At 32.4% G+C, this 22,849-nt stretch carries 24 protein-coding genes; 9 read left to right on the top strand and 15 right to left on the bottom strand.

All coding sequences use genetic code 11. The annotated features are described in order from the left end of the window. The first annotated feature begins 114 nt into the window (after window positions 1–114). The 5 genes from ACFSC2_RS07645 (at window position 115) to ACFSC2_RS07625 (ending at window position 6,928) form a co-directional block, all read left to right on the top strand. Window positions 115–501 carry a hypothetical protein gene (locus ACFSC2_RS07645; RefSeq protein WP_379816805.1) on the top strand — a complete coding sequence of 129 codons (387 nt, stop codon included), beginning with the start codon at window positions 115–117 and terminating at the stop codon, window positions 499–501. A 181-nt stretch (window positions 502–682) separates the two neighbouring features. Then, window positions 683–1,765, top strand: a complete 1,083-nt coding sequence (locus tag ACFSC2_RS07640) for an efflux RND transporter periplasmic adaptor subunit (RefSeq protein ID WP_379816804.1) — start codon at window positions 683–685, stop codon at window positions 1,763–1,765. A gap of 59 nt (window positions 1,766–1,824) precedes the next feature. Next, on the top strand, window positions 1,825–4,992 hold the full coding sequence (locus ACFSC2_RS07635; RefSeq protein ID WP_379816803.1) for an efflux RND transporter permease subunit: 3,168 nt from the start codon (window positions 1,825–1,827) through the stop codon (window positions 4,990–4,992). Further along, entirely contained in the window at window positions 4,985–6,430 is a 1,446-nt protein-coding gene (locus tag ACFSC2_RS07630; protein ID WP_379816802.1) for a TolC family protein, read from the top strand. The genes ACFSC2_RS07635 and ACFSC2_RS07630 overlap by 8 nt, the downstream gene beginning before the upstream one ends. 126 nt (window positions 6,431–6,556) lie before the next feature. Beyond that, complete coding sequence (locus ACFSC2_RS07625; RefSeq protein ID WP_379816801.1) at window positions 6,557–6,928, top strand: hypothetical protein; 372 nt, start codon at window positions 6,557–6,559, stop codon at window positions 6,926–6,928. Between the two features lie 22 nt (window positions 6,929–6,950). Here ACFSC2_RS07625 and ACFSC2_RS07620 read toward each other — a convergent pair whose 3' ends face one another. After that, the gene (locus ACFSC2_RS07620) at window positions 6,951–8,660 is read right to left on the bottom strand and encodes a tetratricopeptide repeat-containing sensor histidine kinase (RefSeq protein WP_379816800.1); all 1,710 of its coding nucleotides are present in this window, start codon (window positions 8,658–8,660) and stop codon (window positions 6,951–6,953) included. Between the two features lie 53 nt (window positions 8,661–8,713). Then, window positions 8,714–8,902: a hypothetical protein gene (locus tag ACFSC2_RS07615; RefSeq protein WP_379816799.1), complete on the bottom strand. Its 189-nt coding sequence runs from the start codon at window positions 8,900–8,902 to the stop codon at window positions 8,714–8,716. A 567-nt stretch (window positions 8,903–9,469) separates the two neighbouring features. Here ACFSC2_RS07615 and ACFSC2_RS07610 point away from each other — a divergent pair. Together ACFSC2_RS07610 and ACFSC2_RS07605 are read left to right on the top strand one after the other, a co-directional pair. Beyond that, entirely contained in the window at window positions 9,470–10,102 is a 633-nt protein-coding gene (locus ACFSC2_RS07610; RefSeq protein WP_379816798.1) for a hypothetical protein, read from the top strand. Window positions 10,103–10,446: 344 nt separating this feature from the next. Further along, entirely contained in the window at window positions 10,447–10,812 is a 366-nt protein-coding gene (locus tag ACFSC2_RS07605; RefSeq protein ID WP_379816797.1) for a hypothetical protein, read from the top strand. A 223-nt stretch (window positions 10,813–11,035) separates the two neighbouring features. On the opposite strand, the gene ACFSC2_RS07600 is transcribed toward ACFSC2_RS07605, so the two are convergent. From ACFSC2_RS07600 to ACFSC2_RS07540, 13 genes are all read right to left on the bottom strand, one after another. Beyond that, window positions 11,036–12,388 carry a GH1 family beta-glucosidase gene (locus ACFSC2_RS07600; RefSeq protein WP_379816796.1) on the bottom strand — a complete coding sequence of 451 codons (1,353 nt, stop codon included), beginning with the start codon at window positions 12,386–12,388 and terminating at the stop codon, window positions 11,036–11,038. 211 nt (window positions 12,389–12,599) lie between these two features. Further along, complete coding sequence (locus tag ACFSC2_RS07595) at window positions 12,600–12,809, bottom strand: hypothetical protein (RefSeq protein WP_379816795.1); 210 nt, start codon at window positions 12,807–12,809, stop codon at window positions 12,600–12,602. A gap of 11 nt (window positions 12,810–12,820) precedes the next feature. Continuing rightward, entirely contained in the window at window positions 12,821–13,237 is a 417-nt protein-coding gene (locus ACFSC2_RS07590; RefSeq protein WP_379816794.1) for a hypothetical protein, read from the bottom strand. A 39-nt stretch (window positions 13,238–13,276) separates the two neighbouring features. Then, window positions 13,277–13,627, bottom strand: coding sequence for a DUF4359 domain-containing protein (locus ACFSC2_RS07585; RefSeq protein ID WP_379816793.1), 351 nt, complete (start codon window positions 13,625–13,627; stop codon window positions 13,277–13,279). 68 nt (window positions 13,628–13,695) lie between these two features. Further along, window positions 13,696–14,760: a type I restriction endonuclease gene (locus ACFSC2_RS07580; RefSeq protein WP_379816792.1), complete on the bottom strand. Its 1,065-nt coding sequence runs from the start codon at window positions 14,758–14,760 to the stop codon at window positions 13,696–13,698. A gap of 176 nt (window positions 14,761–14,936) precedes the next feature. After that, window positions 14,937–15,836 (bottom strand): hypothetical protein, encoded by a 900-nt coding sequence (locus tag ACFSC2_RS07575; protein WP_379816791.1) that lies wholly within the window; start codon window positions 15,834–15,836, stop codon window positions 14,937–14,939. 4 nt (window positions 15,837–15,840) lie between these two features. Continuing rightward, complete coding sequence (locus tag ACFSC2_RS07570; RefSeq protein WP_379816790.1) at window positions 15,841–17,109, bottom strand: ABC transporter permease; 1,269 nt, start codon at window positions 17,107–17,109, stop codon at window positions 15,841–15,843. Between the two features lie 3 nt (window positions 17,110–17,112). Next, window positions 17,113–17,508 (bottom strand): hypothetical protein, encoded by a 396-nt coding sequence (locus ACFSC2_RS07565; RefSeq protein WP_379816789.1) that lies wholly within the window; start codon window positions 17,506–17,508, stop codon window positions 17,113–17,115. A 12-nt stretch (window positions 17,509–17,520) separates the two neighbouring features. After that, entirely contained in the window at window positions 17,521–17,745 is a 225-nt protein-coding gene (locus ACFSC2_RS07560; protein WP_379816788.1) for an excalibur calcium-binding domain-containing protein, read from the bottom strand. A 7-nt stretch (window positions 17,746–17,752) separates the two neighbouring features. Further along, entirely contained in the window at window positions 17,753–18,055 is a 303-nt protein-coding gene (locus ACFSC2_RS07555) for a DUF4236 domain-containing protein (RefSeq protein ID WP_379816787.1), read from the bottom strand. Window positions 18,056–18,345: 290 nt separating this feature from the next. After that, a complete protein-coding gene (locus ACFSC2_RS07550) occupies window positions 18,346–19,014 on the bottom strand; it encodes a response regulator (RefSeq protein WP_379816786.1) in 669 nt (222 codons plus the stop codon). Between the two features lie 6 nt (window positions 19,015–19,020). Next, window positions 19,021–20,664 (bottom strand): tetratricopeptide repeat-containing sensor histidine kinase, encoded by a 1,644-nt coding sequence (locus ACFSC2_RS07545; protein WP_379816785.1) that lies wholly within the window; start codon window positions 20,662–20,664, stop codon window positions 19,021–19,023. Between the two features lie 128 nt (window positions 20,665–20,792). Further along, complete coding sequence (locus tag ACFSC2_RS07540) at window positions 20,793–20,951, bottom strand: hypothetical protein (RefSeq protein WP_379816784.1); 159 nt, start codon at window positions 20,949–20,951, stop codon at window positions 20,793–20,795. A 360-nt stretch (window positions 20,952–21,311) separates the two neighbouring features. Between ACFSC2_RS07540 and ACFSC2_RS07535 the strand changes: the two genes are divergently transcribed. Both ACFSC2_RS07535 and ACFSC2_RS07530 read left to right on the top strand, forming a co-directional pair. Further along, window positions 21,312–22,226 (top strand): hypothetical protein, encoded by a 915-nt coding sequence (locus ACFSC2_RS07535; protein WP_379816783.1) that lies wholly within the window; start codon window positions 21,312–21,314, stop codon window positions 22,224–22,226. Between the two features lie 126 nt (window positions 22,227–22,352). Next, complete coding sequence (locus ACFSC2_RS07530) at window positions 22,353–22,769, top strand: lipocalin family protein (protein WP_379816781.1); 417 nt, start codon at window positions 22,353–22,355, stop codon at window positions 22,767–22,769. Window positions 22,770–22,849: the final 80 nt, after the last annotated feature.

Here is a 22,849-nt window from a genome sequence, read left to right as displayed (position 1 = left end):
ATTTGCAGGAATTAAGTTAAGACTTTGCCTGAAAACGTTTTCGTTTGACCTTACATGTTAAGGATTTCTTATTTTATTTTTTTTATTCCAATCTTTTATTACTTTCGCACCCAAATGAGAAAGTTAATAGTATTTTTAGTATTCATGAATATGCTTCTGCTCGGCGGAGGTCAATATCTCAATGCTAATACTTTTGGCTTACCTCAACACCACAATCTTGAAAAGAAACATCGAGTTAAGTTTACCAATCATGATCGTGGATCTTCGACTATAGAAGATGCCACAGATATTGATATTGAAGAAGATCTTCTTGGAAACGACGATGCGAATGATGGACTTACGAATAAATTTTTTGGAGCTTCTTACAGCCTTGTCGAAGATTTGTATCTGGCCTTATCAGATCAGTCTGCTGCAAATGATTCCGATCGTTTAAAAATTTCTACGCCTTTCTTAGGGCATTCAAATCCTATCTATATTACTCAAAGAGTATTAAGAATTTGATTTTAAAATATACATCGGTTGCCTAAGTTGCGATCCTGCATATCTTGTTGATGTATGTTTTTTTTTACTTCCGCTTATATGACAAATTAAGGTCAGACCCAAGCTTACTGATGTCTAAATTCCATCTTTAGGGAATCTTTGTATTCCAAGCATTCAATCGCTTAATTTCCATTTAAAAATCATGAAAAGAATCATCTTGTTCGCGGGCTTTATGGCCGCGGTGTGCTTAACCAGTTGTACATCAAAAAAAGAAGAAAAAGAAGAAGCGGAAAAGTTCACTGTAACTAATCCAGTAAAAATTGATACTTCGTTTACGAAGGAATACGTTTCGCAGATCAAATCGGTCCGAAACATCGAAATCCGTGCCCAGGAAAAAGGGTTTTTACAAAACATCTATGTTGACGAAGGACAGTTTGTAAAAAAAGGACAGTTGTTATTCAAAATTATGCCAAACATGTATCAGTCTGAATTGCTTAAAGCACAGGCAGAACAAAAATCAACTGAAATCGAATTGCAAAATTCAAAACTATTGGCAGATAAAAATATCGTTTCTAAAAACGAATTAAGTGTAGCTCAAGCAAAATTGCAATCTGCAAAAGCTGAGGTTGCATTGGCAAAATTACATTTATCCTTCACAGAAATTAGAGCACCGTTTGACGGAACAATTGATAGAATTCCTTTAAAACTAGGTAGTTTGATCGACGAAGGCGAATTGCTGACAAGCCTTTCAGACAACAGCCAGATGTTTGCTTATTTCAATGTTTCTGAGCCAGAATATATTAGTTATGAAACCAATATTAAAGATCGTGCAGATAATAAAGTGAATTTGGTTTTGGCCAACGGAGATATTTTCAAAGAAAAGGGAAATGTTGAAGTAATCGAAAGTGAATTTAATAACGAAACAGGAAATATTGCTTTTAGAGCTAGATTTCCTAACTCAGCGAAACTGCTTAGAAATGGCGAAACAGGACAAGTTCAAATGAACGTCCCATTGAAAAATGCTATCGTAATTCCGCAGAAAGCTACTTACGAAATCCAGGATAAAAAATATGTTTTTGTAGTTGATAAAAACAACAAAGTAACGTCAAGAGAAATTACAATTACCGGTGAAATCCCTGATTTATATGTAATCAGAACCGGTCTTACCGAGAATGATAAAATTTTACTTGAAGGTGTTCAAAAGGTAAAAGAAAACGACAAAATTAAATTTGACTATGAATCTCCAAAAGAGGTACTGAATCATTTACGCTTAAAAGCAGAATAAATAAAAAGTATTCAGTATACAGTTTTTAGTATTCAGATTAATCATTAAAAAATAGTACAATGTTTAATAAATTTATTCAAAGACCTGTTCTTTCGATAGTAATATCGTTGATAATTGTCTTTTTAGGGGTTTTGTCGGTATTAAATTTACCTATTACACAATTCCCTACGATTTCACCTCCAATGGTAAACGTTACCGCAGATTATCCAGGATCTAACGGTGAATTGATGATCAAAGCGGTTGTTATTCCGTTGGAAAGAGCCTTGAATGGTGTTCCTGGAATGAAATATATGGCTTCTGACGCCGGAAACGACGGTGAAGCTACAATCAAAGTAGTTTTTAACTTAGGTACAGATCCAAACCAAGCTGCAATTAACGTTCAAAACCGTGTGGCTTCGGTTACAAATAAACTTCCTCCTTTGGTAATTCGTGAGGGTATTAAAATTACTCGAGAAGTACCAAGTATGTTAATGTACGTGAACCTTTATAGTACAGACCCAAATACCGACATGAAGTTCTTATACAACTATGCCGATATTAACGTACTTTCTGAATTAAAAAGGGTAAACGGTATTGGTTCTGGTGACATCTTAGGAACACGTGAATATGCAATGCGTATTTGGTTAAAACCAGATCGTATGCTGGCGTATAAAATTTCTGCTGACGAAATAATGGAAGCATTATCTAGTCAAAGTTTGGAGGCTTCTCCAGGTAAAACAGGAGAAAGTTCAGGGAAACGTTCACAAGCATTTGAATATGTATTGAAATATTCTGGACGTTTTACAACAAAAGAACAATATGAGAATATTGTAGTAAAAGCAAATCCAAACGGAGAACTTTTGCGTTTGAAAGATGTTGCCAAAGTTGAATTTGGAAGCTCGATGTATGATATCTACTCTAATTTGAATGGAAAACCATCGGCGGCGATCGTATTAAAACAATCTTTTGGAAGTAATGCGAATCAGGTTATTGAAGAAGTAAAAGCGAAACTGGAAAAAATCAAACAAAGATTTCCAAAAGGAATGGATTATGAAATTTCGTATGACGTTTCTAAATTCTTGGATGCTTCTATCGAAAAAGTAATTCACACTTTAGTGGAAGCTTTTATCTTGGTAGGTTTAGTAGTATTCCTTTTCTTGGGAGACTGGCGTTCTACGGTTATTCCGGCAATTGCGGTTCCAGTATCTTTGGTAGGAACATTTATATTCATGACGTTCTTCGATATTTCGTTGAACTTAATTACATTATTTGCTTTAGTATTAGCAATTGGGGTCGTTGTCGATGATGCGATTGTGGTTATTGAGGCCGTTCATGCCAAGATGGAAGAAGAACATCTGTCACCATTTAAAGCAACTAAGAAAGCAATGCATGAAATCGCGGGGGCAATTATTGCAATTACCTTTCTTATGGCGGCAGTATTTATTCCGGTAGCATTTATGTCGGGTCCAGTTGGGGTATTCTACAGACAGTTCTCTGTTACTATGGCAACTGCGATTATTCTTTCAGGTATTGTGGCTTTGACATTAACACCAGCGCTTTGTGCGATGATGCTTAAAAATAATCATGGTAAACCTAAAAAGAAAACGCCAGCGAATAGATTTATTGATGCTTTTAATGAAAAATTCAATTTAGCGCAAGGTAAATATCAAAATCTATTAGGCAAAATTGTGAACAGAAGAGTTGTTACGATCACAGCACTTCTTGTATTCTGTGCAGGAACTTGGATTATAAGTAGTTCTGTTCCTTCAGGATTTATTCCGAATGAGGATCAGGGAATGTTTTATGCCGTTATTCAGACTCCTCCAGGTTCTTCATTAGAAAGAACAAATAATATTGCTGAAAGAGTTCAGAAAATTGCTGAAGATATTGATGGCGTAAAATCAGTTTCTTCGTTAGCAGGTTATGAAATTCTTTCTGAAGGTACGGGAGCAAACTCGGGAACTTGTTTGGTCAATCTTAAAGACTGGAGTGACAGAAAAGAATCTGTTGTCGAGATTATGCATGAAATGGAAGAAAAATGTAAAGATATTGCAGGAGCAAATATCGAATTTTTCCAACCACCTGCTGTACCTGGATATGGTGCTGCCGGAGGATTTGAGCTTCGTTTGCTAGATAAAACCGGAACTGTAGATTACAAAAGAACAGAGCAGGTAAATAACGATTTTGTGGCCGAATTAAACAAACAGCCAGAATTATCAAATGTATTTAGTTTTTACAGTTCTAGTTTCCCTCAATACATGATGAAAGTAGACAATGATCTGGCACAGCAAAAAGGTGTTTCTATCGAAAATGCCATGAATACGTTGTCAACTCTTGTGGGAAGTAACTACGAAATCAGTTTTATTAAATTCGGTATTAACTATAAAGTAATCGTTCAAGCTTCGCCAGAATATCGTGCACAGCCAGATGATATTTTAAAACTGTACGTGAAAAATGATCGTGATGAAATGGTTCCGTTTTCTGCTTTCATGAAATTGGAAAAAGTATACGGACTTTCAGAAATTACGCGCCATAACATGTATACTTCTACACAAATTAGTGGTTCTGCTGCAGCAGGTTACAGTTCTGGTACAGCGATTAAAGTGATTCAGGAAGTAGCAGCTAAAAAATTACCTAGAGGATATGACATTGACTGGGCAGGTATTTCTGCCGATGAGGTGGCGCAGGGAAATCAGGCGATTTGGGTATTCTTGATCTGTTTAGGATTCGTTTACTTGGTTTTAGCAGCACAATACGAAAGTTTTATTCTTCCGTTATCAGTAATTTTTTCATTACCAGCGGGTATTTTTGGAGCTTTCCTTTTATTAAAATTAACTGGATTAGAAAACAACATTTACGCACAGGTTGCCATGGTAATGCTTATCGGATTATTGGGTAAAAATGCCGTGTTGATTGTAGAGTTTGCAATTCAAAGACATGCAGCAGGAAAATCTGTTTTAGAAGCAGCAATGGAAGGAGCGAAAGAACGTTTCCGTCCAATCTTGATGACTTCATTTGCATTTATTGCTGGTTTATTACCGCTTGCTTTTGCAACAGGTCCAGGTAAAATTGGTAACAGAACCATTGGTACTGCTGCTGCAGGAGGAATGCTTGTGGGAACCATTTGTGGTGTATTTGTAATTCCGGGCTTGTATTTCATTTTTGCCAAAATTGCTGAGAAACACAAATTGGTAAAATATGAAGAAGAAAATCCATTAACAGAAGAAATTGACAACAATCATGTATAAAGTTAAATTATACCAATATAGTATCGCATTAGGACTTTGTCTTGCTGTAACGGGCTGTAAAGCTCCTGCAGCAGAGACAACTACAAGTCCGTTGAGTGCAGCAGTTCCAGAAGGTTTTGGAGCTGTCAAAAGTCAAGATACCACCAATACAGCAACACTGAAATGGAAAGACTTTTTTAAGGATCAAAATCTGAATGATTTGATTGATGTTGCTTTGAAAAACAATCAGGAACTAAATATGACTTTGCAGGAAATCGAAATTGCAAAGAATGATATTCGTGTTAGAAAAGGATTGTTATTACCAACCGCAGGAATTCGTGCGGGTGCAGGAATAGAAAAAGTAGGTCGATATACGAGCCAAGGTGCAGGTGATGCAACGACAGAAATTAAGCCTGGCTCAGAAACACCAGATCCGCTTCCAGATTTTACAATTGCTGCTTACGCGAATTGGGAAGTAGATATTTGGAAAAAATTGCGTAATTCTAAAAAAGCAGCTGTAAACCGTTATTTGGCTACAGTTGAAGGAAAGAATTTCGTAATCACAAACCTGATTGCAGAAATTGCTGATTCTTATTATGAATTATTGGCTTTAGATACACAGCTTGATATTGTAAAACAAACAATTACTTTGCAAAGCAATGCATTAGAAATTGTAAAAGTGCAAAAACAGGCTGCGAGAGCAACAGAACTTGGGGTTAAAAAATTCGAGGCTGAAGTTTTGACTTCTAAAAGTTTAGAGTTCGATATTTTACAGCAGATTAAAGAAAACGAAAACAAAATCAACTTTTTGTTAGGACGTTATCCGCAGGAAATAACAAGAACTCATAACGATTTCTTGGCGATGTTGCCAGCAGCTGTAAATTCTGGAATTCCTTCACAATTATTGATGAATCGTCCAGATGTGAAACAAGCAGAATTAGAATTGGTTGCTGCAAAACTGGATGTAAAAGTGGCACGTGCAGAATTTTATCCTTCATTGGATATTTCTGCTGCAATTGGAGTTCAGGCTTTTAAACCTTCTTATTTGTTGACAATGCCAGAATCACTTTTGTATTCTTTAGCTGGAGATTTAGTTGCGCCTCTTATCAATAGAAATGCAATTAAAGCAGAATTTTCTAGTGCGAACGCAAGACAGCTTCAAGCTTTATACAATTATGATAAAACAATTTTGAATGCTTATTTAGAAGTTTCGACACAGCTTTCTAAAATAGAAAATCTTCAAAAAGGATACGATTTAAAATCAAAACAAGTTGAAGCTTTAAATACTTCAATTGATGTTTCTAATGATTTGTTTAAATCGGCTCGTGTAGATTATTTCGAAGTTTTGATGACACAGAGAGATGCATTAGAAGCAAAACTAGAATTAATAGATACCAAAAAAGAACAGTTAAACGCTGCGGTTCATGTTTATAGAGACTTGGGCGGCGGATGGAAATAATTTTGCCTGTTAATTTGTAGTGAAAAGCCTTTTGAGAGTAAAATCTTGAAAGGCTTTTTTATTAAAATAATTCTTATGAATTAACATGAGAAAGCACTATTTTTATAAAACTCTAAAGAAATTACAATGAAGAAACTTCTTATAGGATTAATTATGTTTTTAAGTTTCAGCTGTGCTAAAAAAGAATTTATTATTTCGATAGAACAGCCATCTGAAAAGAAACTCGATGGTTTGAAACTCGAAATTCTTTTAGATAAAAAGACAGTTAAGGTTATTAATTTAAAAGCAACCAGTATTGCATCTTCTTACGAAACATTTGATATGTATGCCTCAAATGAAGGAGAGCATCTTTTGGAAGTAAAATTAAATGATACCATATTTAGTTATGATGTAAAATACCCAGAAGAAAAATATATTATTATAAGTTCTTATTTAAAAAAGAATGGCAAAATCCAATCGAGTATTTTGAAACAAAAAGACAAGTTTATTTTTCATTAAAGAAAAAAGCCTTTTTTAATTTTTACTTCGGCAGTATTATTTTTGCTTTAAAACCTTTATCTGGTTCGGTTTCAAATTCAATATTTCCTTTAACAGCCTGAATACGGCTTTCCATGTTTTTTAGACCGCTTTTTACAAGACTGCTTTTTTCGGAGCCTTTTCCGTTATCATTGTAATTTATCAAAACGGCATTTTGGGTGCTTTCAAATTTTATAACTACGAGACTTGCCTTACTATGTTTTTTCATATTTACCATCAGTTCCTGTAAAATTCGACTGACGGTAATTTTTTTAATGTCATCAATAGCATCCCATTGAATACTTTCTAGATTACTAATCAAGACATTTTGTTGATTGGTACTGTAAGCCGAAAGCATTTCTTTTATGCTTTTAGTAAAATCTTCACCAGTTTCAATACTGTCATTTTCTTTTGAAATTCCTCTAACACGAGAGTAAATATCATCCAATTTCTGCAGCAGGTTTTCTTTTGTGTTTTCTTTAGCCAATGACTGCGATTCAGCGTAGGCGATTACATTATAAACATCGTTTGCCAATTCATCGTGTATTTTTTTAGCAATCCTTGTTTCGGTTTCGTAAGAAGCTTTGACCTTTACAGCTTTATTTTTATTTCTAAAATAACGGATTAAAATAGTTATTAGAACCACTAGGAAAATAAAAATAATTACAAAAACAATGCGCTGGTATTTTGCTTTTTGTAATGACAATAAGTTTTCGGCTTTTTCCAGACGCAGTTTTTCGTTTTCGTCTTTTTCTTTTTGAGCGTCGTATTTTATTTTAGCTGACTTGTTTTTAAAGTTGTTTCGAACTTTGATAATACTGTCATTTATTGAAAAATACTTTTGTGTGTATTTAGGGACTTGGCTGCTATTATCGTTAGAAATTAAAATTTGAAGCGCTTCTAATCTTTCATCCACACTATTTAGTCGGGTTGAGATTTTATAGGCTTCCATGGCATTTTCATCAGATTTTCTAAGGTCTTTTTTTGAGTAATAATCTGCTAAATGTAAATAACTTTCTATGCTTCCGTAAGTATCTTTAATTTCTTTTCTTATTTCCAGTGCTTCATTCATTAAACGAAATCCTTTTTCGTCATATCCTTTTTTAAAATAGGCATAACCTAAATTGTCTTGATATCTAGATTTGCTATTAGCTAAAGATTTATCATCTAACAATTTTTTACTTAAAATGTCTTCTAAAATTGTAATGGTTTTATCATATTTTTTCTGAAATATATAAGTGGCAGCAATGTTGCTAATGGGCTCATATTTTGAGATTGGATTTGAATAATCTTTTATTGCTTCATTGTAATAAAAAATCGCGTCATCAAAGAGAGAAAGTTCTTTATCAGCGACACCCATTGCATTATTTATTGAGGCAGTATAAACGCTTTTCTTTTTGACAAAAGGTATGGCTTCTGTCAACGTTTCTTTACTTCCGTAATAATCACCATTGACCTGTTGAATAAGAGCTATTTCAATAAGTATGTATCCAATATTGGCACTGTCTTTTATAGTTTCATAAAGTTTTTTGGACTTGTTAAATTGATAAAAAGCTGTATTATAATTTTGTTTTTCATAATTATTAATAGCTGTATCTCGAAGCGTACGTGCTTTTAGGCGTATGGAATCTGTATTAGCATTTACAGTCTTTTTTTCTTCACAAGAAAAAAGGAAAAGAAAAATAATAAAAAGAAAAATCGGGGACCGTAACATACAAATTTACTTTCCCCGAAAATAGTAATTTATTAGATACTAAAAACATATTTTTATTCTTTCTCTGGTGGTGGTGGTGGTGGTGGTGTTCCATCACCAGGACCATCATCAGCATATCCTGATTTTGAAGGATTGATATCCTTTTTAGTTTCCTTTTTTACAGGAGTCTCGTACTCATCAGGAGTACAAGAAAATATAGTGAACAATAACGCAAAAGCGCTTATAAGTAATAGTTTTTTCATTTTTATTTATTTAGAAATTAGACATAGGTATTGCTGTCCGGATCTGATCCAGAAATTTTATTGGCGGCAATACCAATTGATTGAGGGAAGTGAGAGTGTAGAACTGTAAGACGTAATTTATACTTCCCGAATAAACTCGGTCTTACGGTTTTCCACAATGATAATTAGAACTAGTTTTCTATTTTTGTTTTAGTCTGCAGACAAAACTTGAACTAATTTCTGATGCAAAGGAAAGGCGCTTCTAGGGCATTGTAGATAAGGAATTCCCAGAATTCCCGCGTTTTCCTGAGATTCCCGTGAATTCCCAATAAAAACGAAAATGCAAGGCCTTTTTCTTTATTAATTGTTATTTAATGCTATAGAGATCTCTATTAATATAGATGCAATAAGTCACGAAAAAGTTGGATGAGAATGATTAAAAAAATATAGAAATAATATAGAATTTGGAACAAAAATTGAAAGTGCTGGAAAAGGTTTAATAGTAGAAGTCGAAAATAAAAGCATAGAAAAAAGATTTTGGTGAAAAATGAAATTAACGAGTCAAAAGAAGTTCCTAAAAGAGGCAAGATGAATAACACATTAGAAGAATACAAAAAGGCGATTAAAATTAAATACGAGCTCGAAAAAGAAGGTGAGTATTTTGATTATTTATACAGTCCTTCCCGCGGAAAACTCCGCGATTTATGCTGGCTTATTTTTGAAAATAATCCGAGTCGAGATGATTTGAATATTTTTAAAAATTTGTTCTGTCTCGATTTTGATTATGCTCAAAAAAATAAGTTTAAGGAACAAAAAGATAAATTCAGGCCAATTGAAACTTTCTTTAAAGGTGAAACTGATCCGTCGAATATCGACGCGATTAATCTTGCCGCTGTTATGGTCGATTTTCAGCCGCGCCCTTTTAAAAAATTTGTAGAAAAATGCAGAATCATTGAAGCAAAAGAAAAGGAATTTGCGGTTGGGCCAATAGGTGAAGCTGAACTAAAAAATGAGATCATAGAAATTGAGGATTTGGTGAAAAATGAAAATGAAGGGTCGAAAGAGGTTCCTGAAAAAGGAAATCTTTTTTTTAATTTTAAAGACTTATTTTCTAAAGAAATAGTTCAGAAAATTTATCCGAGAAAAATAATTACGATTGCAGTTGGAACTGTCGCAGTGATTTCTTCTGTCTGTTTGTATTTTGTACAGAAAAAAGAATAGGAGAATGAAAAGCATTTTGAAAATTAAAATGCTTTAAGAGATAAAATGAATGATTTTTTAAGGAGTAATTCTGAAGATAAAATAGTTTGTTTTGCGGCATATATTTACTGTTATTTAGACTATAAATATAAGAAAAAAATATTGATAAACCTACTAAAAATCAGTGAAATGACTGAATTTTTTAGTTGTTTTTTATGGAAAAATAGTTATGCCGATAACAGCTTTAAAAACCATTAAACCCTGTTTTTCTAAATAGTATAATTGTGATAAAATTATTTATATTTATAGTATACTAAATAATGATTTTGATTTCTATTAACGATCCGTTTAAAAAAGATTTTTTTATGAAAAAGCTTCTCTTACTTTTAATTGTTTTATGTGTTTTTGGCTGTAAAAAATATGTTGTAGCGTTTGAACAGCCGACAAATGCTAAACTTGACAATTTAAAAATGGAAATACTTTTGGATAAAAAGAAAGTGCAGGATATTAACTTAAAAGCAACCGAAGCATTACCGACTTATGAAACGGCAGAACTTTCGATTTCAGACGACGGAAAACACCTTCTTCAGCTTAAAGTAAAAGACACAACGTTTAGTTATGATTTAAAATATCCGGAAGAAAAATATATCATGGTCACTGCCCATTTAAAATCGAATGGAAAGGTGCATGTCGGCATTTTAAAACAGGCATATCCGTTTAGATTTCAATAATAAAGATTTGATTTGTTTTTTTTGGTTTTGAACTTGATTTAACCGCAAAGAGCGCAAAGATTTATTATCTTCTGAAGGTTTTATAAAACAAAAAGTTCGCAAAGCTTTATCAATAATAAGCTTGGCGAACTTTTTTATCTTTAAAAATGATCAAAACCCTTTGCGCTCTTTGCGTAATTCTTTGCGCTCTTTGCGGTTAAAAATTCACCTTGAGTTCAAGCATTTAAGACAAGAAATCCTTAAACCACAAACCAGAATGTTTAATTGTTCTTTTTTGGGTTTCAAAATCGACGTGAATTAAACCGAATCGGGCGTTGTAACCTTCGGCCCATTCAAAGTTATCAGTTAAACTCCAAACAAAATAGACGTCAACGTTTAAGCCGTCATTTTTGGCGTTTAAAATTTGTTCTAAGTGATCTTGTATAAAGTGTGTCCTTTTGATATCATATACTTTTCCGTTAGAAACCGTATCTGGAAAAGCGGCTCCGTTTTCAGTTATAATAATCTTTTTAATGCTTTGATATTCATTGAATTTCTTTAAAACATGATAGAGTGCCTGCGGATACACTTCCCAGCCCATATCGGTGGAAATTACATTTCGTTTTTCTGCACTTATTAATTCCGCGCCAATGTAAGGCGTTAAAAGTGAATTTTTGACCACTTCTCTCGTGTAACATTGCAGGCCTATAAAATCAAAATCGAAAGCAAGATTATCAAGATCGTTTTCACGAATATAATTGTTGAGCTTTTTAAGCACTGGAAGATCTTTTTGCGGATAACCCAATCCTAAAATGGGTTCAATAAAAGTTCGATTCAATAAAGTATCGACACGTTTTGCCGCTTCAATATCCTTTTTGCTTTCGGTTGCCGGCTCTATGTGTGTGCAGGAAAAAGTAGTTCCGATATTGGCATTCGGAACTTTGTTTCGAAGTATTTTCGCGCCCGAAGCCGTCGCCAGCGTAACATGATGCATGGCTTTTAAATAATTGGTAATTCCTTTTTTGCCGGGAGCGTGAATGCCAAGAAAATAACCTGCGCCGGTAAATACGGAAGGTTCATTAATTACCATCCAATTTTTAACACGGTCTCCAAAATATTGCGCGCAGACTTCGACATAATCAGAAAACCATTTTACAGAATCGCGATTGGTCCAGCCTCCGTTTATTTCTAGAGCATGCGGAAGATCCCAATGATAAAGTGTGATCCAAGGCTCAATTCCAGATGCCAGAAGAGCATCTATAATTTTATTATAATAATCAATGCCAGATTGATTTACAGGATGAAGTCCCGTAGGCATAATTCTCGGCCAGCTGATAGAAAATCTAAAATTCGGAATATTCAAATCACGAATAAGGTCAATATCGGTTTGGTAAGAGTTGTAGAAATCACATGCGATGGCAGCATGATGTCCGTTTTTTATTTTTCCTTTTTGAGAAGTAAAGACATCCCAAATAGACGAACCTTTTCCGTCAGCATCATGAGCACCTTCGATTTGGAAAGCAGCGGTTGAAACACCCCACAAGAAATCTTCTCCAAATTGATTTTTGTTCAAAAATGAGTTTTCAATTTTATTCATTCAAATGTACTTTCCTTTATTATTTTTTTGATTTATTAATGAAGGAAAGAAGATTGCATAGCTCTTAAAAAAAGCCATTCTTTGAATGATACTAGAAATTTTAGATTAAAGAATTTCATAACAATTAGTTTTATATCAAATTAATAAAACTAATGTGAATTTATTGTAAAGTGATTATTATCAAATGATTAAAAAAAAGGATGAGAAGATTTTAGTCTTCCCATCCGCAAAGTGTTAATCCAAGACCTTGGGCTTGTCTAACTGATTTTTTTAAAATTTCGCTGCGACAGCTTGATAAACCGCGGCAATTTTCTTTTAAATGATATTTTTTTGCACCTGTTGTACCGCAAATATATACGTTGGCATCGGGAGTGCGAAAAGAAGCCATAAAAACAAAAAGAAGTAGGATTGTGTATTTCATAAAATGATTATTTATTTGACTATTAATTGGTATTCATTTCCTTTTTTATCGGTAGCCTTTAATTTACCGTATGAAACCCATTCGGTATTAATTTCAATTTCGGCAATAGTATCGGAGGTTAAAATTCCAGCGCCGTATTTGCCCTGTACATTAATATTTCCGCAAACCGAATCTCCGATGACGTTTATTCCTTTTACATCATAGTTATATTCATAATGTCCAGGATTTCCGGTTCTATATTCGTATTGATATGTTTTATTTACATGATACGTTTTAGCTTCTTCTGGAGTTATGGTTTTACGGTCGTCTGCTGTAATTGCCGATTTATAAAATGAATTTATTTCTGGCAGTTGAGGAGGCGGAGCTGAAGCCTTTTCGCAGGAATAAAATGTAAATAGTAAAAATAAAAAAAGGTAATTTTTCTGCATAGGCTTTGTGGTATTTGGTTGAATTGGAAATTTTTGAGTTTATTCTTTTAGTGCTTCATCAATTTTTCCAGATAAAAAGATGTTACCTAAAAGTCCAAAACCAATTCTCTTAGTTTTTCCTTCAACTGTGACATTAGTAGTTGAGAAAAAAATATAATTTGACGAAGAAACCATATTGTCAACCATCATATTTATCATTGATTGAGCAAGAGCATTTCCTACCATTCCGCCAGCTTTTTGGGTTGGATTTTCGTTATTCATTTTCTTTTCTAAAAAAGCATTCATTTTTAATTTTACTTCTTCTTTGTGCTTTTCAGTTTCAGGGTTCGTTAGAGCGGTAATTAGTAGGATTAAGCAAGATCCAATAATTAAATAATGTTTTGTTTTCATAGTAGTAAGGTTACAGGTTATTTTTTTGAGATAAATCTAAATAGAATTAAGTTTTTTAAAGCGAGTACTTATACCTGAATTTGATCGTCATAAACCTCGATTGTTTCTAATAATTCTTTTTCGAATTGATAAATATCGTCGATTGAAGAAATCGGTAGTTTTACCTCCGTTTTATTTTCATTAAAAAGACTGATGTATTTTTTGCTTCCGTTGAGGTGAAGTCTAGTAAGTGGTTTTCGATTATTATCATCTAAAAGAATTCCGAAATAAGATTGGGTATCACGATGCACAATACGTTTTATCGGAATCTTTCTTCGTAAAATAGCTACTACTATTCTAAAACCTTCTAATTCCTCTTCTGTAGTTACAATTTTACTTTCGTCTTCAATAATTTCGACTTGTTCGTCTTGTTGTTTAATGGTTTCCTTGGAAAGTGCTGCGTTTAATCGATCATTGATTTTTTCGCTGATAAATTGATTTAATGATTTTTGAACTAAATCTTTAAATTCATCAACAACTTTTTCCGTTAGTCTTCCAGTATAAACTTTATTGGCAAAAAACTTAGTAAAATCACTAGATGGATTTTCAAGTTCAACGTTAATCAGCTTCTTAATTTCCTTGATAAATTTTAGCGAACTAGCGTTGCTTACGATATTTTCGACATTAAAATTGGACTTATGAAATTTTGTAATTTCATTAATCGTATTCTCTTTTAGATTAGTAATGTCAAATTCTAAAAATGGTTTTTCATCCATTTTATTTTGTGCATCAAGATCGGTGAAAAACTGATACGTAATTCCGTTTGTTAAAAGCGCAAATCGTGTTTTTGTGACATGAAAATAGCGGAATAGTTGCGAATTATGAACGGTCAATTTTTCTTTCCAGCTTTTGCATTCGACAATAATTATAGGTTCGCCATTCTGAAAAATAGCGTAATCTACTTTTTCCCCTTTTTTAAGACCTAAATCGGCTGTGAATTCTGGAACAACTTCCAGTGGATTAAAAGCGTCATATCCTAAAACATGAATAAACGGAAGCACAAAAGCATGCTTGGTTGATTCTTCTGTTTCTATTTTGTCTTTTAGCTGGTTTATTTTTTCAGCCAATGATTTCAGTTGAATTGCAGTTTCCATAGTGTTTTATTTTTGGTAGTTTATTTAAGTTTTATTCAAAAGTAAAACCAATAAATACCAGTGCATTATGGAAATCCGTAATGAGGAAAATTTTTAAAGAAGTTTTTTTTAGACGGATTTAAACAGAAAAAAGAGGACAATAAAGTACCTCTTTAAAACATATAAGTTTTGATTTTTTATTCTTTTTCTAAAACAAAATTTTTGATAATTTTATCCATGTTTGATGGCAGGTCGGCATTTTTAATTTCAAAATGTTTTATTTTCATTTCAGAAAGCCATTTACTCCAATAAGCTTTTATAACTTTTTCTTCAAAAGGATTATTCTTGCTCGGATTGATTCCTAAAACCAAAACTTCAAGATTTGATAAATCAGTATTTATTTTAGTAAAACCAAAATTTCCAGTATCAAATTTTTTCTGCCAATCGTTGGTATTTAATCCATTTTGTTTTATTAGTTGAGGTGTCAAATAGCTTGATAAATTACCATCTTTCATTTGAGTTCCTTCATAATATATATATCCGTCGGTCAAAATCACTAGAATGTTTCGATAACCTTTATCAATGCACTGATCTTGAACTTTACTGTCGAAGAAGTTCCAAATGTCAGAACCAATATATTTATCGTCTTTAATCGCCGATTCGTAAATTGATGCTGTTTTTGACGAATAAGTATCGTTAATAGAGTTCAGTAATTTTTTTGAAGCGTTGTCTTTATCAACCGTAATTCTTAAATCTTTAGAAATCGAATTAATTTCAGAGTTTTCGGGTTCAGGATTAAAGAATAATTGCATTTTATCATCAATCTGTCTCATTCTTTTTGACTTTAAATGCTGCGTAAAAGCTTCAGAAACTGATTTTATATATCCTAAATCTCGCTGGTAAATTTCCATAGTTGAATTTGGATTTTTTTTGAGACTTATTCTGTCTGATAAATCAATTAAAATACTGATGTTGTAGTTTTCAGAAACAGCGCTTTTTATTGTTTCTTCTTTTTCTGCATTCTTTGGATCTTCTTTACATGAAAAAAATAAAACCAACAATAGTGACATCGAAATTTTGAGTAATATATTTTTCATAATATTAGTTTTTGGAATAGACTAAATGTTGGAAATCAGGATCTACCAAGTTTAATTTACTTAAATGTTCTTCTGAGTAAAGTTCGCAGCTCTGTAAAAGTTCTTCTTTTTCTTTGTACGGTAAAGCCAGTTCAGTTCCTATAGCCTGAAACCATCCTTCTTTATATTGATGGTGGTAATGCAGATATTCTTTTACAGGAAAAACAAAGCCGTCAATTTTTGATTGAAGTTCTGATATTTTACCATTTATAGTTACGATCTGTTGTTTAAAATCATTGATTTTATTGATGTATTCCGTTTTAAGATTTTCAAGATTAAGTATATTCTCTTTTTTACCTCTTATAAAAGCTCTGATTTTGTCAATGTTTTCAAATTCTTTCATCACAAAATCAAACACAAGTCCCCAGATAATGTACACCACAAAACCTGCAAATATGATCATCCAGAATTCTGGTTCGCCCAAAGCAATATTCAAATTATAAGGAGAAGACTCTGTTGTTTTGTTAAACTCATATATTTTTTTCTCAATGATGTAAGCCAAAAGAGAATCGAATAAAAAGGTAATAGCGAAAAGGGAAATAAGTCTAAAAATATTCTTAAGTCCTTTTCCTTTTTGAACCATATGAATTACATAACCTAATCCCATAAAAACAAACGGAATGGTAACGACTAAAACGCCTTCGAGCCAGCTCGCTTTAAAAGCATTTGTAAAAGCATCGGCATCAAAAATAGCGGCAGTTAAACTGTCATTCGAAAATTCTTTGAAAAAAGCGGAATAAGAAGCCGATATGTAAAATACCAAAACATAAAGGGTAATGGGAAGTAATAGAATCAAACCAATATAAAATTGTGCTTTTAGACCTTTTCCTTCTTCAATTCCGTATTTATCAGGATTGCGTTTTACTTCGATAATTTCGTTTTTAATCTGATCAATATTATCATTTGTGTCCTGCTCTTTTTTTTCATAAATACCAATTGCAGCTTCCGATTTTTTAAGTTCAGTCCTGTTTTTTTCCTGTTCTTCACGATAAGGCTGTTTCAGTCTGTCTTGTTCCATTTTTTGTTTTCGACACTGATCTTCAAAACTCATATATAAATTTTGAAGACAGGCTTTTAAAACAATTGGTTTTCCAGTTGCTTTGACCGAGGCGGCGAAACCGCTTTGATAGTAGGTAATTCTAATTTGTTCTCTGTCTTCTTCATTTTCTTCAAAAATTCTAGAAGAGGAATCTTCAGTTTTCTTTAAACTGAATAATTGTGAAAGTGTTTTCATGATTTAAGCGTTTAATTGACTAATAATTTCTTCTTTTCCAATATTTTGCTGTACACAATCTATAAGGTAATCCGATAAATCGTTGATGTTTTCTTCTAAGAAATTGAATTTTCTACAGTATTTTTTCAACATATTCAACTCGTCATCAGTAACTTTTCCGTCTGCCCAAATAATTCTGGTGAGATCATATAAGTATTCAATTTTTGTATTTAAAGCTTCCGGAACAATGAATTCGGTATTTACAGGATTTGAGAAAAGTTTATCTAATTCCTCTTTTGGTATGCCGCGTTCATCAGCAAAATGATACAACATTTGTAGTTCTAATACATCAAAATGATCATCTGATAATGCCATTTGGTATAATCTCAAAAAATGGCTTTTAAGTTCTAGTGTTATCATAGTTTTGGGTGTTTATTTTAAAGATTCACAGGCTTTTCCGTCACCATCAGAATCTAGATTTTTGTAACAGCTTTTATTACTTTCGAATGTGGCTTGAGCCTGAGCTTGAGATGTGAAATCGCCACAAGTTTTAGTTGGGCAATCTGACTTTGCTTCTCCTGAATCTGAGCATGAAACTGCAAATGCAATTATTGCGAGTAATGAAAGTATAGCTTGTGTAATTTTTTTATGGTTCATGTCTGTGTTATTTTAGATTATAGATTAAAAATGTTAAAAGTCCAGTGAAGAGAAATAGAACAAGACATCCGCTGTTTTGGTAGAGTACACCAGGAATACCTGTTTTTGTAGAATAGCCATTTTTACTAAATGTGCCCATCTTTGTTCTAAAACTTGGAGAGATTCCAGATTTACTTACATTTAATCCAAGTCCGCCTCCAAGTTTGATTCTTTTTTGAAATCGAAAGCCCATGATTTTAGCTTGTGTGGCAATCATTACAACATGTTGCACAGCCGTTAGATTGTGAATATGTTTTTTTAGCTTCTTCAACTGCAGGTTTACAGGAAGAAAAAGAGCCTAAGTACTTTTTGCTTGCAATATTTTTAAAGTATCGACAATCATCTGTGTGAACTTCATGATCTCCGTTTGATTGGGCGGTGTTGTTTACGTAATAATTTTTCATGATTTTAAAGGTTTTAATTAGTATTAATGTTGTTTTGATATTTCAAAAGTAAACCCAATCAAAACCAGTATTTTACGGAAATCCATAATCCATGAATTTTAAAATCGAGAAATAAAAAAAGCTCCCGAAGGAGCTTTTAGAATTGAGAATCAGAAGTTTAAATAATCCCCATATCTTTTGTAATAGAAACCAAATGAACCGTATTATTGGCTTTAAAAAAGTCTTTGAGTTTAGATAATCTTTTTTCTACAGCACTTTTACTGTTGGGTTTAATATCTGTGCTTTTGAAGATTTCTATAATTTCATCTTGTGAAGTTCCGTCAGAGAGGTATTTTAGGATTTTAATATCGACATCATCAATTTCATAATTGTTTTTTTCTTGTAATGAAGAAGCGATTTCCGGAGAAATAAATCTTTCATTCGAAGTAGAAATTATCTGAATGGCCTTTTTCAAATCAACAATACTGTTTCTGCCTTTTAATACAAAAGCATCAATTTCAGAATTTTCAAATAGCGCTTTTATGCGCGGATTTTTTTCTTCGATAGAATAGGCAATGATTTTTAAATTGGGCTGCAGTTCACGAACTTTTTGGATCAGTTCGTCTCCACTTCCGATTTTGACTTCACGATGATCTTTTTTAAACGAAAGATCACTAATCAATAAATCAAATGGCTCATTATCCTGAATAGCTCTTTTTATTTTTGTTAAAGCATCGTCACAATATTTTGCATGCTGAAAATCGACAATATCAAAATCATCTAAAGTTTGTTTGACGGCTAAATTAAATTCTTCAAAATCTTCTGCTAAAATTACTTTTTTAAACATGGGCTTTTATTTAGGCATTGTTATTTTTACTTTAAAACCTTTATCAGGTTCAGTTTCAAAAGTAATAGTTCCATTTATCGCTAGAATACGGTTTTCCATATTTTGCAAACCATTTTTTATAATTTTAGATTTTTCACAGCCTTTTCCGTTATCTGTATAATCTATAAATAAATTATTTGAAGTGCTTTCAAACTTTAGAGCCGCCAGAGAAGCTTCGCTGTGTTTTTTCATGTTAACCATTAATTCATGCAAGACACGATGAATCGCTATCTTTTTTAAATCTTCGACAGCGTCCCAATTTACTTTTTCGATATTATTAATAATAACATTGGTTTGACTGCTATTATAGGTAGAAAGCATTTCTTTTAAATTTTTTGGAAAGTTTAATCCCGTGTCAATATCATTATTTTCTCTCGAAATTCCGCGTACACGTGAGTAAATATCATCGAGTTTTTGCAGTAATGTTTCTTTATTGTTTTCGTTAGTTAGTGCCTGAGTCTGGGTATAGGTAATAGTGTTAAAAACGTCATTTGCAAGTTCGTCATGGATATCTTTAGCAATTCTGGTTTCGGTATTGTAAGCTGTTTTAATTTCTACAAGACGTGTTTTGTGTTTATGGCGTTTTGTTAAATACATGACTAAAAACACAACGAAAATGGAAATGGCAATAAAAGTCGCATAAAATATGATTCTTTCTTTTTCTGCTTCTTGAAGTGCTAATAAATTTTCGGCTTTTTCTAAACGTAGTTTCTGGTTTTCGTCTTTTTCTTTTTTGGAATCGTATTTTATTTTGGCAAACTTGTTTTTGAAGTTATTTCTGATTTTAGTAATACTGTCATTTATAAAGGTGAACTTTTTGGCGTATTCTGTATTATTTGACACAGAACTATTAGTCATCAAAAATGATAAAGCTTTTAAACGTTCATCAACACTGTGTATTTTTGTTGCTGTTGTATAGGCATTTAAGGCAAACTGCTTTGATTTTTGAGGTTCGCTTTCGAAATAATATTCTGCTAAATGTAAATAGCTCTCAATACTTCCGTAATCATCACTATTGGTTTGTCTTAAATTTAAACTTTGCATCATAAGTACAAGCCCTTTTTCATTTATTCCATTTTTATATAATGCATAACCTAAATTATCTAAAACACGTGCATTTCTATTTTCGGGATCTTTTCTAGATAGTTTTTTATCTAAAATTGATTTAAGGATTTTTATAGCTTTATCATACTTATTCTGCCTGATATAGACGACTGCGATATTGTTTAAAGTAGATTTTTTGCACAATGAATCTGTGCAATCTTTTAGTGATTCATTATAGTAATGAAGGGCATCATCATAATTAGATAATTCTTTATCTGCTATTCCAAAAAAGTTATTGATGGAAGCACTGTAAATATCCTTTTTTTTGATATAAGGTAATGCCTCAGTAAGTGTTTCTCTACTTCCGTAATAATCTCCGTTGATTTGTTGAATGTGAGCCATCAGAGTAAGACTGTAAGCTACGTTGGCACTATCTTTTAAAGTTTCAAAAGCTATTTTTGATTTGTTTAAATTGTAAAAAGCGGTATTATATTTCTTTTGTGTAAGGTTTGTAATCCCTTTTTCTTGGAAATTTTTAGATTCATCTTTTAGAGCATCTTTACTCACAAGAATTGGTTCTTTTTCGTTACATGAAAAAAGAAAAACAAAAAGAATAAAATATAAAAACGGGGATCGTAACATAAAGTTTACTTTCCCCGAAATTAATAATTATAGTATTATTAAAATAATTTTATTTAATCTTTAGTTGGTGGCGGTGGTGGAATGATTGGTTGGTCCCCAGGTCCGTCTGCATACGTTGGTGTTACTTCTTTTTTAATTTCTTTTGTTATTGTATCATCTTCGTCTGCGCTGCAAGAAAATAAAGTAGTTGACAATAATACGAACGCTCCCATTAAAAATATTTTTCTCATGTTTTCTATGATTTAAGAATTAGAAATAGGTATTGCTGTCCGGAACTTTTCCAGATCTTTATTTGTGGCAATACCAAATTGTTTTTGGTGGGAAGTGAAGTGCGTAGAACTATAAAATGTTATTTATACTTCCCGGATAAACTCCGTTTTACGGTTTTCCGCACTTGTGTTTGAACTAGTTTTGTACTTTTGTTTTTGACCTGCAGATCAAAGCCATAACTAATTTTGTTGAGGCAAAGTAACAGCGCTTTTGAACCTGCATTGATAAGGAATTCCGGGAATTCCGATGAGGTTGAAAGAATCCGAAGAATTCCGAAGAAATACTAATAAATCCGATAGCTTATGCAGAACATTACTCAGGAAAAATTTAAAAAAGCAATTAGAGAAAAGTATCAAATTGAAAAAGAGGGAAAGAATTTTGAATTTTTGAATTCACCATCACCAGCTAAACTCAGAGATTTCTGCTGGGAGATTTTTACGACAGGTAGAAGTAAGGATGATTTGAATGTTTTTTATAATTTTTTTGGTTGTGAATTTTCATTAGAAAATAGAAGGAAGGTATTCGACCAGACAGATAAGTTTAGATCAATTGGTTTTTTCTTTAAAGGAAAAACTGCCGAAACTAATTCAAATGCATTAGATATGGCAGCTATTTTGGTTGATTATGAATTAAGACCGTTTAATAAATTTAGAACGGTTGGATTAAATTCAGTAAAAGAAAATGTAATTAAAGAAGTTGTTCTTGATAATGTAGTAAAGGAAACAATCGAAACTGAAGAGGAAGAGGTAAATGAAAAAACTTTAGATCAGGAAATCATTTATAAAACACAGCCAGTAACTCACTTTTTACAGTCAACACCTATTATAGAGAGTAGAAAAGTAAAAAGAGTAAAATACATTATAGCAACAGCTATAGTCGTTTTAATTGGTTTTGTTATTTTCTTAACTCTGTCTAAAAAAGAATGCATGCAATGGTCGCAAGATCATTATGAATTGGTTGATTGTGATTTCAAGCCACAAGGAATTGCTGTTTTGAACCCGGTGGAATTATTAGATGAAAGCCTAGTAAATCTTAAAAAAGTTCAGGTTTGCGATACAACACAATATTTTGATAAAAATGGAAATGCTGTTGTCTGGTACGCTAAAACAGCAAATGGTATTGATTTTTTTAACGGCCACGGACGTCATCCTGAAAACAATAACTCATTAAGACCTGTAACTCAGTATATTATTAATAAATATGTAAAAAAGCACTAATTCTTTAAGAATTTTACTGTTTTTTTTAAATAAATGCGATTTATGTAAAATTCGAATTGTAATCATGAAATTATATGTAGGAATATCCTATTAATTTAGCATTATAAATTTTTAACACATATAAACATGAAAACTAGAAAGATATTATTCGTATTAGCCTTAAGCTTGGGAGTGTTCGCAACATCATGCAGTAACGACGATAATGAGGGAGAAACAATCGTTCCAATTCAAGGTAAATATAACCTTCGTCAAACAGGAACAATTGTTAACGGACAAGAAGTATTAATCGATGCTCCTCAAAACCAAGCTGGATGTAATTTAGATTATTTAGAATTAAAACTAAGTAATACTGCAGTTATGGGAGATTATAACGGAACACAATGTGCTTTAACAGAAACTACTGGAACTTATGTAAGATCTCATAACGACTTAACGATCACTGTTGGTAATACTAGTTCTGTAAGTGATATCATGAACCTTACTAACAAGGAATTGAAAATTAAAGATAAAGCTACGGGGATAATCACTGTTTACAGCAGATAGTCTTCAGCTTTTAATTAAACTATTTTTTAGAGTTAAACCCAAAAAAGGGCAGTAATTATTATAATTACTGCCCTTTTTAT

The organism is Flavobacterium artemisiae (assembly GCF_042678225.1).
Classification (GTDB): domain Bacteria; phylum Bacteroidota; class Bacteroidia; order Flavobacteriales; family Flavobacteriaceae; genus Flavobacterium; species Flavobacterium artemisiae.
Note: the sequence above shows the minus strand (reverse complement) of the source record. Positions and strands in the feature narration are given on the sequence as shown.